Below are 12,831 nucleotides of genomic sequence, written 5' to 3'. Positions count from 1 at the left end.
GGGGTGGGTTACTCGTCGGGGTCGTCTAGGCGGGCTAGCCAGGTGGCGAGGCGCTCGATGGGGGTCTCGAACTCGGGGTTGAGGTCGACGAAGTCGCGCAGCCGCTCGCCGAGCCACTCCAGGCTGACCTGTTCATCGCCCCGGCGCTCGACCAGCTCCTCGATGCCGCGGTCGGTGAAGTACATGGTGTGTCCTCTCGAAGGCCGCCCACGCGACCGGGGCAGCGGCCGTCGTGCGGACGGTCGCTGCCCCGGTGCTGGCGGTACGGGTCGGGTCAGGGTCGGGGCAGGGCCGCCTCGATCAGCGCGGTCTGCTCCACCTCGTGCATCTTGGCCGAGCCGACGGCGGGGGCGGCCGCCGCCGGGCGGGAGATGCGGCGCAGCCGCACGTCCGCCAGGTGCTCCAGCAGGTTGAGCGCGACGAACGACCAGGCGCCCTGGTTGGCCGGCTCCTCCTGCACCCACGCGTAGTCCTCGGCGTTCGGGTACTGCGCCAGCGCCGCCCGGATCTCCTCCACCGGCATCGGGTAGAGCTGCTCGATCCGGATGATCGCGGTGTCGGTGATGCCCCGCTCCTGCCGGGCCTGGAACAGGTCGTAGTAGACCTTGCCCGAGCAGAGCAGCACCCGCTTCACCGACTCCGGCGCCGGGGCGGCCGAGTCGGGGAGCACCGGCTGGAAGGTGCCGGTGGTGAAGTCCTCGACGCCGGAGACGCAGAGCCGGTGCCGCAGCAGCGACTTCGGCGTGAACACCACCAGCGGCTTGCGCTTGGGCGACAGGGCCTGGCGGCGCAGCAGGTGGAAGTAGTTCGCCGGGGTGGTCGGGATGGCCACCCGCATGTTGTCCTCGGCGCAGAGCTGCAGGAACCGCTCCGGTCGCCCGGAGGTGTGGTCCGGGCCCTGCCCCTCGTGCCCGTGCGGCAGCAGCAGGGTGACCGCCGAGCGCTGGCCCCACTTCACCTCGCCGGACGAGATGAACTCGTCGATCACCGACTGGGCGCCGTTGACGAAGTCGCCGAACTGGGCCTCCCAGCAGACCAGCGCGTTGACGTTCTCCACCGAGTAGCCGTACTCGAAGCCCATCGCCGCGTACTCGCTGAGCAGGGAGTCGTGCACGAAGAAGCGGGACCGCTCGCCGTCGCCGGTCAGCGACTTCAGCGGGAGGTAGTCCTCGCCGGTCCGCGCGTCCACGATCGAGGCGTGCCGCTGCACGAAGGTGCCCCGGCGGGAGTCCTGACCGGCGAGCCGGACGGTGACCCCGTCGTGCAGCAGCGCACCGAACGCGATGATCTCGCCGAAGCCCCAGTCGATGTTGCCCTCGACGGACATCTTGGCCCGCCGGTCGAGCAGCTGCTGGATCCGCTTGTGCGGGGTGAAGCCCTCCGGCAGGTTGATGTGCGCCTCGCCGATCGCCTTGACCACTGCGGCGTCGGTCGCGGTCTCCACCTGCGGCTCCGGCTCGTCTTCCCGGCGCGGCCGGTGAAGCTGCCGGGGCGTGGTGGCCGCGTCCCGGGTGGCCTTGAAGACCCGCTCCAGCTGTGCCTGGTAGTCGCGCAGCAGCTCTTCCGCGTCCTCCACGGTGATGTCGCCGCGCCCGATCAGCTCCTCGGTGTAGAGCTTGCGGACCGACCGCTTCGAGTCGATGATCTTGTACATCTGCGGGTTGGACATCGACGGGTCGTCGCCCTCGTTGTGCCCCCGCCGGCGGTAGCAGACCATGTCGATGACGACGTCCTTGTTGAACGCCTGCCGGTACTCGAAGGCCAGCCGGGCGACCCGGACCACGGCCTCGGGGTCGTCGCCGTTGACGTGGAAGATCGGCGCCTGGATCATCCGGGCCACGTCGGTGCTGTAGAGGCTGGAGCGGCTGTACTCCGGGGCGGTGGTGAAGCCGACCTGGTTGTTGACCACCACGTGCACGGTGCCGCCGGTGCGGTAGCCGCGCAGCTGGGACAGGTTGAGCGTCTCGGCCACCACGCCCTGCCCGGCGAAGGCGGCGTCGCCGTGCACCGCGAGCGGCAGCACGGTGTAGCCCTCCAGCTTGAGGTCGATCCGGTCCTGCTTGGCCCGGACGATGCCCTCCAGTACCGGGTCGACCGCCTCCAGGTGGGACGGGTTGGCCACCACCGAGACCTTGACCGAGTGCTCGCCGTCCGGGGCGGTGAACTTGCCGTTCTGGCCCAGGTGGTACTTCACGTCCCCGGAGCCCTGGGTGGAGCGCGGGTCGAGGTGGCCCTCGAACTCCGAGAAGATCTTCTCGTACGGCTTGCCGACGATGTTGGCCAGCACGTTGAGCCGGCCGCGGTGGGCCATGCCGATCACGACCTCGTCCAGCCCGTCCTCGGCGGCGGCCTCCAGCACCTCGCCGAGCAGCGGGATCAGCGACTCGCCGCCCTCCAGCGAGAAGCGCTTCTGCCCGACGTACTTGGTCTGCAGGAAGGTCTCGAACGCCTCGGCGGCGTTGAGCCGGTTGAGCACGTGCTTCTGCTCGTCCGCCGACGGCTTCTCGTACTTGCGCTCGATCCGCTCCTGGATCCAGCGCCGCTCCTCGGGATCCTGGATGTGCATGTACTCGATGCCGACCCGGCGGCAGTACGAGTCGCGCAGCACGCCGAGGATCTCGCGCAGCTTCATCCGCTGCCGGCCGGCGAAGCCGTTGACCGGGAACTCGCGGTCGAGGTCCCACAGGGTCAGCCCGTGCTGGAGCACGTCCAGGTCGGGGTGCTTGCGGATCTTGAATTCGAGCGGGTCGGTGTCGGCCATCAGGTGACCACGCACCCGGTAGGCGTGGATCAGCTCGTGCACCCGGGCGGTCTTGTTGATCTGGCCCTCGGAGTTGACCGCCACGTCGCGCATCCACCGCACCGGCTCGTACGGGATGCGCAGCGAGGTGAAGATCTCGTCGTAGAAGGCGTGCTCGCCGAGCAGCAGCTCGTGCATGACCTTCAGGAACTCGCCGGACTGCGCGCCCTGGATGATCCGGTGGTCGTAGGTGCTGGTCAGCGTGATGACCTTGCTGACCGCCAGCTCGGCGAGGGTGGCCTCGGACATGCCCTGGTACGGCGCCGGGTACTCCATCGCGCCCACGCCGATGATCGCGCTCTGCCCCTGCATCAGCCGCGGCATGGAGTGGACGGTGCCGATGCCGCCGGGGTTGGTCAGCGAGATGGTGGTGCCGGTGTAGTCCTCCATGGTCAGTTCGTTGCGGCGGGCGCGCCGGACGACGTCCTCGTACGCCTGCCAGAACTGCCGGAAGTCCATCTGCTCGCACGCCTTGATGGAGGGAACCACCAGGTTGCGGCTGCCGTCCGGCTTGACCAGGTCGATGGCGATGCCGAGGTTGACGTGCTCGGGACGGACCATCGCCGGCTTGCCGTCGACCTCGGCGTAGGAGTTGTTCATCTCCGGGTGCGCGACCAGCGCCCGGACCATCGCGTACCCGATCAGGTGGGTGAAGCTGACCTTGCCGCCGCGACCGCGGGCGAGGTGGTTGTTGATCACGATGCGGTTGTCGACCAGCAGCTTGGCCGGGACGGCGCGGACGCTGGTGGCGGTCGGTACCGCGAGCGAGGCGTCCATGTTCTGGACGATCTTCGCGGCCACGCCGCGCAGCGGCGTGGTCTGCGGGCCGGTGGCGGTCGGCTTGGCGGGTGCGGCCTTGGCGGGTGCGGGCTTGGTCGGGGCCGCCTTCGCGGTCGCCGCCTTCTCCGGCCTGGGCTCGGGCTTCTTCTCCGCCGGCTTGGGGGCGGTCGGCTGGGCGACCGTGGCGGCCGGCTCCGGCTGGCCGGCCGGCTCCGGCTTGGCGGGCTTCGGGGCGGCGGCCGGCTCGGCGCCGCGCGGGGTGGCCGCGCCCGGCGCCGGCCGGTAGTCGGCGAAGAAGTCGTGCCAGGCCGAATCGACGCTGGTGGGGTCGGCGAGGTATCGCTGGTACATCTCCTCGACGATCCACTCATTCGGGCCGAAACCCGCCAGTGGGTTCTCCTGCGAAGTCTGCTGGGTCGACACGGCCGGTAATCGCCTCTTTCACGCGGGTTGTGTGTCACGCGGTGTCCGGCGGCGCCCTTGCTCCGAGCGCGTACGAGACGGCTCCCAGGCTACGCCGTGCGGATCCCGCAGGCATTTCCGGCTCCGCCGCGTGGTCGGTTTCACAGAAGATGCCAGAAGTTCGGTAAACGCTGCGTGTCCCGTCGGCTGCTGGTAACGCGCGGCGTGTCGGCGGTGCCCGTTTCCCGGTCCGGAAACGGTGGCGGGGGTGGTGCCCGGCCGGCACCACCCCCGCGGGACGACCGGAGCGGGTCAGGAGATGTCGCGGCGCCGGGTGATGAGCACCCCGGCGACTCCGCTGAGCAGCGCGTAGCCGACCAGCACCAGTGCCCCGACCCACCAGGCCGGGGTCATCTCGGACTCGCCTCCGCTGATCATGATCTGGGAGGCGGCGGCGGGCCAGATCACCTGCCACTTGATCACCGACATGGTGTCCAGCCAGTTCGCCAGCAGCAGGAAGAGCAACCCCACCACCTGCGTGCCGATCAGGTACAGCACCGCGGCGGTGATCACCGCGCCGAGCTGGTTGGTGATCAGCGTGCCGATGCCCACGCCGAGGACGGTCCAGATCGCGTACGCCAGCAGGTTGAACAGCAGCGCCCGGTGCACGGTCCACTCGCCGAGCAGGGTGCCGTGATCGTTCAGCGACAGGAACAGCGCCCCGGCAGCCAGGTCGATCACCGTGGTCACCAGCCAGAACGCGAAGCCGAGCAGGCTGGCCGCGACGAGCTTGCCGAGGATCACCGAGGTGCGCCGCGGGGTGGCCAGGAAGGTCGTGGTCGCGGTCTGGTGGAAGAACTCGTTGGTGACCATCAGGATGCCGATCAGCATCACGAACATCAGGCCGAGGTACTGGCCGGAGGTGTAGAGGTTGGCCGCCTGTGCCGCCGGGGTCGCCTGCTCACCGGTCACGCCGAGGCTCTCGCCGTTGCCGCTGAGCGTCTCGTTGACGACCCAGGCGTTGAACACGAACGCCAGCGCGATGGACAGCAGCGCGCCGATGCCCAGCCACCACCAGGTGCTGGTGGTGCGGATCTTGAGCAGCTCGGATCGGACGAGGTTCATCGGATGTCCGCCTTCCCGGCCGTCAGCTCCAGGAAGACCCGTTCCAGGTCGGGCCGTTCCGTGGTCAGTTCGTGCAGTTCCACTCCGGCGGTCAGGGCCGCCCGGCCCACCGTCGGGGCATCCACCCCGCCGATCAGCAGGGTGCCGTGCTCGTCGGTGGCCACCGTGACCGACTCCGCCTTGAGCGCGGCGGTCAGTACGTCGGCCTGCGGGGTGCGGACCCGGACCCGGACGCCCTGCGCCATCGACCCGATCACCTGGTCGACGGGGCCCTGCCGGACCAGCTGGCCGGCGGCGATGATCACGACGTCGTCGGCGAGCAGCTGCATCTCCGACAGCAGGTGGCTGGAGACCAGCACCGTCCGGCCCTGCTGGGCCAGGCTCTTGAGGAACCCGCGCATCCACCGGATGCCCTCCGGGTCCAGCCCGTTGGCCGGCTCGTCGAGGATCAGCACGCGCGGGTCGCCGAGCATCGCCGCGGCGATGCCGAGCCGCTGCTTCATGCCGAGCGAGTAGCCCTTGAACTTGCGCTTCGCCGCCGGGGTCAACCCGACCAGCGCCAGCGCCTCGTCGGCGCGCCGCTTCGGCAGCCCGGCCGCCGCGCAGATCACCCGCAGGTGGTTGAGGCCGGTGCGGCCCTTGTGCGCGCTGGACGCCTCCAGGACCGCGCCGACGTGCCGCAGCGGGTCGGTCAGGTCGGCGTACCGGCGCCCGCCGACGGTCGCCTCGCCGGCGGTGGGGGTCACCAGGTTCAGCAGCATGCGCAGGGTGGTGGTCTTGCCGGCGCCGTTCGGGCCGAGGAAGCCGGTCACCCGGCCCGGCTCGACCGTGAAGGACAGGTTGTCGACCGCCCGGACGTTGCGGTACACCTTCGTCAGGCCGGACACCACGATCTGACCGTCCCTGGTGGGGCTTCGCTGCCCGTCAGACATCGTTCTCCTCCCGTGAGGTGGCGTCGGGGTACGCCGTTGCACAGCGTGACGGGCGGGCGCAACCGGGTCAATCAGGCGCGATCCCTAGATCCATCTCCACCTCAGGCAGGAGGGCCTCCTCCCCGGGGACGACGGCGGTCAGCCGGCCGGGGGCAGGGCGATCCAGGTCGCCCGGGCCCAGCCGAGCAGGGCCCCGTCCGGGCCGTACAGGCTGGTGTGCACCAGCGCCTTCCGGCCCTCGCCGCCGACCATGGCGCCGGTCACCACGCACTCGTCGCCCGGATCGGGCGGCGCCGCGACCACCGCGGCGATCCGGCCGAGGACGTACGGCCGGCCGGGGGCGATCACCGCCCAGCCGCCCGGGCAGTCCAGCGCCGCCCAGACCGTCGCGTCGGTGACCGGCTCCGGCACCCGGAACGGCGCGGCGGTCCGGCCGTCGGGCAGCCGACCCGGGAAGAGCCGCAACCCGTCCACCCGCCCCGGGCCGCAGACGTAGCAGCCGGGGAAGGGGTGGTCGAGCAGGCCGGGGTATCCGGCCGCGGCGGCCCGGGCGGTCGGCAGGTCCACCGGCGGCACCACGGCCCGGAAGTCCGGCACCGGGCGCACCCGGGCGACCACCGTGCCAACCGGGTCGTGGATCTCCCCGTCGACCGCCGTCAGCGGAGTCTCCAGCGGCGGCGGTCGACGCAGGGTCACCTCGACCGGACCGGGTCCGCCGTACGTGCCGGCGAAGACCCCGGCGCTCCAGCCGCCGTTGCCCGAGCCGGGCGGGCCGTTGAAGCGCGACTCGATGATCATCAGGTACCTCCGGGTGGCGGCGCCCGGCCCCGTCGCCGGTACGCCCCCGGCAGCCTCGCACGCCCGCGCCCGGGTAGCGGCGGCGGCCGGTGCGGGCGACCGCCGCGGCGCGCGGGGCATTCGTCCCGGGCCGCTGGGGGCGGGCCGCCGACCGCCGTTCACCGGATCGACACTCCTCACCCCAACCGCCGGCAACCCGGGCCACCTACACAGATGCCATGGCCGTTCTGCACGCCGCTGGCGCCCCCTTGACGACCAGCGGATACACCCTGCTGATCGCCGACGACCCGACCCAGGTCGCGGCCGCGCAACGCCTGCGTCACGAGGTGTTCGCCACCGAGCTCGGCGCCACCCTGCGCCCGGACGCCACCGGCCTGGACGTCGACGACTTCGACCCGTACTGCGACCACCTGATCGTGCGGCAGGAGAGCACCGGCGAGGTGGTCGGCACGTACCGGCTGCTGCCGCCGGGCCGCACCGACCGGCGGTACGCCGAGGGCGAGTTCGACCTCGCCGCGCTCGACCCGCTGCGGGACGACCTGGTCGAGGCCGGCCGGTCCTGCGTGCACCCGGACCACCGTTCCGGTGCGGTGATCAACCTGATGTGGGCGGGCATCACCCGCTACCTGCACCTGCGCGGGTCTCGCTGGCTGGGCGGCTGCGCGTCGGTGCCGGTGCTGGATGGGGGAGGGGCCGCCGCCGAGGTCTGGGCACAGGTCCAGGCCCGGCACCTGGCTCCGCCGCCGCTGCGGGTCCGCCCACTGCGCCCCTGGTTCGCCGAGGCCGGCGCGCCGACCGGGCCGACCGCCGGGGGGAGTGCCGGCCGGGCCCTGGTGCCGCCGCTGCTCCGCGGTTACCTGCGCCTGGGCGCCTGGGTCTGCGGTGAGCCGGCGTACGACCCGGACTTCGGTGTGGCCGACTTCTACGTGCTCTTCTCGCTCGACCGGATGAACCCGCGTTATCTGCGGCACTTCCTGGGCGGGGTCGAGCGGTGACCACGGCCCCCTACGACCTGTGGCGGCCGGTCTCCGGCTGCGGCCCGGCCTGCCTGCCGGCGTCGGGCGAGGTCCCGGTGGTGTCGCCGGGCCGGCGGCTCGGCCGGCTCGCCGCGGTGCTCGGGATGCTGGTCGTCGGCGCGGGCCTGGCGGTGCTGCTGCCGGTCCTGCCGGCGCGGGAGCGGCGGGCCGCCGTCGGCGGCTGGGCGCGGGGGACCGCACGGGCGTTCGGCGTGCGCCTGGTGGTGCGGGGGCGGCTGCCGCGGCGACGTGCGCTGCTGGTCGCCAACCACGTGTCGTGGCTGGACGTCCTGGCGGTGCTGGCCGTCGCCCCGGCCCGGATGCTGGCCAAGAGCGAGGTGCGGGGCTGGCCGCTGATCGGCCAGCTGGCCGCGGCGGCGGGCGCGGTCTTCGTGGACCGGAGCCGCCCCCGTGACCTGCCCCGGACGGTGGCCCGGGTGGCCGGCGCGCTGCGGGCGGGGCATCCGGTGGCGGTCTTCCCGGAGGGCACCACCTGGTGCGGGGACGCGGCGGACTGCCGGCCGGGTGGTGGCTTCCGGCCGGCCATGTTCCAGGCGGCGGTCGACGCCGGCGCGCCGGTGGTGCCGCTGCGGATCAGGTACCGCCGCGCCGCCACCGATGCCGAGACCAGCACCGCAGCCTTCCTCGGCGAGGAGAACCTCTGGCAGTCGGTGCGCCGGGTGCTGGCCGCCCGGGACCTGGTGGTGGCGGTGACGGTCACGGCCGCCCTGCACCCAGCGGTAGACGCGGACCGGCGGGTGCTGGCCCGGATGGCCGAGTCCGCGGCGCACCTCGTACCGGCACGGGCTGCCGCGCCGCCGGCGCCCTTCCCGGTGCCCGGCACGCCGGACCGGGCGGTCACGGCGGAACGGGAGCTCGGCCTGGCTGCCTGAGGGGCGCGACAACCGCTTGCCATATCGCGATGTATCGCGTTACCGTCTCTCCCGTCGGACGTGCCTCTGCTGGCGCGTCGCGGGAAGGGGAGACCGATGACTGGGTGGACCGTCGACGACCCGCAGCGGCTCACCCTGGACGGGCCGGTGGCCCAGCTGGACGTTCACCTGATCAGTGGTCGGCTCAACGTGGTGGCGACCGACGGACCGGCCCGGATCGACATCACCCGGGTCGGCCGCCGGCCCGTCCTGGTGGAGCACCGCGACGGCCGGCTCGCCGTACGCCAGCAGCGGAGCCGGCGCTGGTCGGAGCTGTGGTGGTGGGTCGGGCCACTGGCCCGGTGGTCCCGGGTCGACGTCTCCGTCGCGGTCCCCGCCGGGGTGCTGGCCGACCTCAACCTGGTCGAGGGCTCGCTCGTCGCCTCCGGCCTGCGCGGGCAGACCCGGGTCGAGGTGACATCCGGGCAGATCACCCTGATGGGGCTGAGCGGCCGGACGGCGGCGAAGATCACCTCCGGCCCGGTCGAGGCGCTCGGGGTGGCCGGCGACCTCGACCTGGAGACGGTCTCCGGCGAGGTGATCCTGGCCGACAGCACGGCCGGACAGGTCCACGCGCAGACTGTCTCCGGCGCGATCACCTGCGACCTGGACAACCCCCGCCGCAGCGAGATCCGGCTCAGCACGATCTCCGGCAGCATCACCGTCCGGGTCCGCGAGGACAGCGATCTCGCCGTCCGGCTGCACACCACCTCCGGCCGGATCACCAGCGGGTTCCCGCAGGTACGCGGCGCGGGCGCGCTCGGCTCGGTGGTTGACAGCGAGGGGGTGCTCGGCGCGGGCGAGGGTAAGCTCTGGGCGTCCGCGACCTCGGGCAGCATCGCGTTGCTCGCCCGCCCGGTGGACCCCGACGACCTGGAGGAGCTGCCGTGACCGCCGTGTTCAGTCACGGGCGGCTCCGGCTCTACCTGCTCAAGCTCCTCGACGACGGCCCGAAGCACGGCTATGAGCTGATCCGCCTGCTGGAGGACCGCTTCCTCGGCCTGTACGCGCCCAGCGCGGGCACCATCTACCCGCGGCTGCAGCGGCTGGAGGTGGAGGGCCTGGTGACCCACACCGCGGCCGGGGGTCGCAAGGTCTACGAGATCACCGAGGCCGGCCGGGCCGAGCTGCGCCAGCGGGCCGGCGAACTGGCCGCCCTGGAGTCGGACATCACCGCCTCGGTGGAGGACCTCTCCAGCCTGGCCGGCGAGATCCAGAACGAGGTACGCGGCTCGGTCCGCGACCTCAAGCGGGAGCTGCGCGAGGCGGCCCAGCAGACCCGTCGGGCCCGGTGGGCGCCGCCCGCCCCGGCACCCGGCCCCGCCCCGGAAGCTGGGCCGGCGCCGTTGGCGGAGTTCGACCAGCGGCTGGCCGCCTTCACCGTCGAGGTGGGTGCCCTGGTCCGGGCCCGCCGGCTCAGCGACTCGCAGCTGCGTACCGCGATCCGGCTGCTCGACGGCGCGTTGGACGGGCTGCGCCGGCTGCTGCGCTGAGCAGCAGCCGGCGGCGGGGCCGCCGGGCCGGGCGCCCGGGGCGGCTCACAGGTTGTTTACAGCAAGTCCCCAGCGCGGGCGCAGGCGGAGCGCGGATGATGGTCGGCATGGCCGCTACCCAGACCGAGGCGCGACTGCTCGTCGTCGAGGACGACCCGAACATCCTCGAACTGCTCTCCGCGAGCCTGCGGTTCGCGGGCTTCGACGTGGCCACCGCGACCAGCGGCAGCGCCGCCCTGAGCGCCGCCAAGGACCACCGCCCCGACCTGGTCGTGCTCGACGTGATGCTGCCCGACCTGGACGGGTTCGAGGTCATCCGGATGCTCCGCGAGGGCGGCACCCGCACCCCGGTGGTGTTCCTGACCGCCCGCGACGCCACCGACGACAAGATCCGCGGCCTCACCCTCGGCGGGGACGACTACGTCACCAAGCCGTTCAGCCTGGAGGAGCTCACCGCCCGGATCCGGGCGGTGCTGCGGCGGACCAGCACGGGCGAGCAGGCGCCGTCCCGGCTCACCTTCGCCGACCTGGAGCTGGACGAGGAGACCCACGAGGTGCACCGCGCCGGCCAGCGGGTGCAGCTCTCGCCGACCGAGTTCAAGCTGCTGCGCTACCTGATGTTGAACGCCAACCGGGTGCTGTCCAAGGCGCAGATCCTCGACCACGTCTGGAACTACGACTTCCGGGGCGACGACAACATCGTCGAGTCCTACATCTCCTACCTTCGGCGCAAGGTGGACAACACCCAACCCCGGCTGATCCACACCCTGCGCGGGGTCGGGTACGTGCTGCGCAAGCCGGCGGCGTGAACGCGTACCACCAGGGGAAGGTGTGGCTGCGCAGCGTCCCGCTCCGGGTCAAGCTGGTCACCGCGGTCCTCACCCTGGTCGCCCTCGCGCTGCTCGTGATCAGCTCGTTGACCGCCTTTTTCCTCCGCAGCTACCTGGTCGGCCAGGTCGACTCCGAGCTCAAGGCTTCGGCGCGCAACATCTCGGCGGCGGTGGTGACCGACCAGGACTGGGTGGGCATCCCCACCGACTACCTGGTGGTGGTGACGGATCGGCAGACCGGTCAGGTCCTCGGCAACGGGTTCGACCGGCAGCGGTTCGACTCCGCCGACCTGCCCCGGTGGCCCGCCGACGCCGCCGGCTTCGCGCAGCTGGCCGGCGAGCCGTTCACCGCCCACGCGCAGGGCAGCGACGTGCGCTGGCGGATGCTCTACACCGAGCTGCCCAACGGGCAGTGGGCGGCCATCGGCCAGCACCTCACCGACGTGGACCGGGCGGTCAAGCGGCTGGTTTGGATCGACGTCCTGGTGGGCGGGGCGGTGATGATCCTGCTCGCCTCGATCGGCGCGGCGATCGTCCGGACCAGCCTCCGGCCCCTGGTCGAGATCGAACGCACCGCCGCCGCGATCGCCGGCGGTGACCTCACCCGTCGGGTGCCGGACCCGGAGGAGGGGCAGGAGTGCCCCACCTCGGAGCTGGGCCGGCTCTCCCGGGCGCTGAACGCCATGCTGACCCAGATCGAGGCCGCCTTCACCGCCCGTGCCGCCTCGGAGACCGCGGCCCGGGCCGCCGAGGCCAGCGCCCGGGACGCCGCCGTGGCCGCCCAGGTGTCCGAGGCGCGGGCCCGGCGCTCGGAGGAGCGGATGCGCCAGTTCGTCGCGGACGCCTCGCACGAGCTGCGGACGCCGCTGACCACCATCCGGGGCTTCGCGGAGCTGTACCGGCAGGGCGCCGCCCGCTCCCCCCAGCAGACCGCCGGCCTGCTGCGCCGGATCGAGGACGAGGCGGCCCGGATGGGGCTGTTGGTGGAGGACCTGCTGCTGCTGGCGCGGCTGGACCGGGAGCGGCCGCTCTCGTTGGCCCCGGTGGAGCTGCCGGTGCTGGCCGGCGACGCGGTCCAGGCGGCCAGGGTGGTGGCGCCGGACCGCCGGATCGAGCTGGAGATCGAGCCTGGCTCCGGTCCGCTGGTGGTCTACGGCGACGACGCTCGGTTGCGGCAGGTGATCGGCAACCTGATGACCAACGCGCTGACGCACACCCCGCCGGACGCCTCGGTGACCCTGCGGCTGCGGACCGAACCGGGGAACCTGGCCGTGGTGGAGGTCGCCGACACCGGGCCCGGCCTCTCGCCCGAGCAGGCGGAGCGGGTCTTCGAGCGGTTCTACCGGGCGGATGCGGCCCGGACCCGCCGGGCCGGCGGCAACACCGGCACCGGACTCGGGCTGGCCATCGTCGCGGCGCTGGTCGGCGCCCACCACGGCACCGTCGAGGTGGCCGAGACCCCGGGCGGGGGAGCGACCTTCCGGGTCCGGCTGCCGCTGGTGCCGGAGGGCGACGAGCCGGGCGAGTGACTTTCAGCCAACCTTCAGGCCGGTTCCAGGCTGGTCGCAGAGGCACGGGGCAAGGTGGAGCCATGACCGAGTACGAGTCCGACCCGCACCGTCGGCCGGCGCCCGCCGACGCCGAGCCGTCGCACCCCACCGCCGAGCTGCCCCGCGTCGAGCGTGCGCAGTCCGACTCCCACCCCACGTCCGCACCCGCGGAC

Annotated in this window: 11 protein-coding genes; 6 read left to right on the top strand and 5 right to left on the bottom strand. The window is 72.7% G+C overall.

Features of this window, described 5'->3' with window-relative positions:
• Positions 1–8: 8 nt before the first annotated feature.
• From C1I99_RS33410 to C1I99_RS21690, 5 genes are all read right to left on the bottom strand, one after another.
• The gene (locus C1I99_RS33410) at positions 9–185 is read right to left on the bottom strand and encodes a DUF6104 family protein (protein ID WP_199562331.1); all 177 of its coding nucleotides are present in this window, start codon (positions 183–185) and stop codon (positions 9–11) included.
• A gap of 89 nt (positions 186–274) precedes the next feature.
• A complete protein-coding gene (locus tag C1I99_RS21705; RefSeq protein WP_111136060.1) occupies positions 275–4,003 on the bottom strand; it encodes a multifunctional oxoglutarate decarboxylase/oxoglutarate dehydrogenase thiamine pyrophosphate-binding subunit/dihydrolipoyllysine-residue succinyltransferase subunit in 3,729 nt (1,242 codons plus the stop codon).
• Between the two features lie 291 nt (positions 4,004–4,294).
• Positions 4,295–5,107, bottom strand: coding sequence for an ABC transporter permease family protein (locus tag C1I99_RS21700; protein WP_111136059.1), 813 nt, complete (start codon positions 5,105–5,107; stop codon positions 4,295–4,297).
• Positions 5,104–6,039, bottom strand: coding sequence for an ABC transporter ATP-binding protein (locus tag C1I99_RS21695; protein ID WP_111136058.1), 936 nt, complete (start codon positions 6,037–6,039; stop codon positions 5,104–5,106). Before C1I99_RS21695 ends, C1I99_RS21700 begins: the two co-directional genes overlap by 4 nt.
• 138 nt (positions 6,040–6,177) lie before the next feature.
• Entirely contained in the window at positions 6,178–6,837 is a 660-nt protein-coding gene (locus tag C1I99_RS21690) for a hypothetical protein (protein ID WP_111136057.1), read from the bottom strand.
• 218 nt (positions 6,838–7,055) lie between these two features.
• Here C1I99_RS21690 and C1I99_RS21685 point away from each other — a divergent pair, with 218 nt between their 5' ends.
• From C1I99_RS21685 to C1I99_RS21660, 6 genes are all read left to right on the top strand, one after another.
• The gene (locus C1I99_RS21685; protein ID WP_111136056.1) at positions 7,056–7,832 is read left to right on the top strand and encodes a GNAT family N-acetyltransferase; all 777 of its coding nucleotides are present in this window, start codon (positions 7,056–7,058) and stop codon (positions 7,830–7,832) included.
• The gene (locus C1I99_RS21680) at positions 7,829–8,746 is read left to right on the top strand and encodes a lysophospholipid acyltransferase family protein (RefSeq protein WP_111136055.1); all 918 of its coding nucleotides are present in this window, start codon (positions 7,829–7,831) and stop codon (positions 8,744–8,746) included. The genes C1I99_RS21685 and C1I99_RS21680 overlap by 4 nt, the downstream gene beginning before the upstream one ends.
• A gap of 96 nt (positions 8,747–8,842) precedes the next feature.
• Entirely contained in the window at positions 8,843–9,676 is an 834-nt protein-coding gene (locus C1I99_RS21675; RefSeq protein ID WP_111136054.1) for a DUF4097 family beta strand repeat-containing protein, read from the top strand.
• Positions 9,673–10,278 (top strand): PadR family transcriptional regulator, encoded by a 606-nt coding sequence (locus C1I99_RS21670; protein ID WP_111136053.1) that lies wholly within the window; start codon positions 9,673–9,675, stop codon positions 10,276–10,278. The genes C1I99_RS21675 and C1I99_RS21670 overlap by 4 nt, the downstream gene beginning before the upstream one ends.
• Before the next feature lie 107 nt (positions 10,279–10,385).
• Entirely contained in the window at positions 10,386–11,087 is a 702-nt protein-coding gene (locus tag C1I99_RS21665) for a response regulator transcription factor (protein ID WP_111136061.1), read from the top strand.
• Positions 11,084–12,637 (top strand): sensor histidine kinase, encoded by a 1,554-nt coding sequence (locus C1I99_RS21660; RefSeq protein WP_111136052.1) that lies wholly within the window; start codon positions 11,084–11,086, stop codon positions 12,635–12,637. The genes C1I99_RS21665 and C1I99_RS21660 overlap by 4 nt, the downstream gene beginning before the upstream one ends.
• The last annotated feature ends 194 nt before the right edge of the window (positions 12,638–12,831 follow it).

Origin of the sequence: Micromonospora deserti (assembly GCF_003236335.1) — a bacterium.
GTDB lineage: Bacteria > Actinomycetota > Actinomycetes > Mycobacteriales > Micromonosporaceae > Micromonospora > Micromonospora deserti.
The sequence above is the reverse complement of the archived record's forward strand: the minus strand, read 5'-3'. Positions and strand labels throughout refer to the sequence as shown.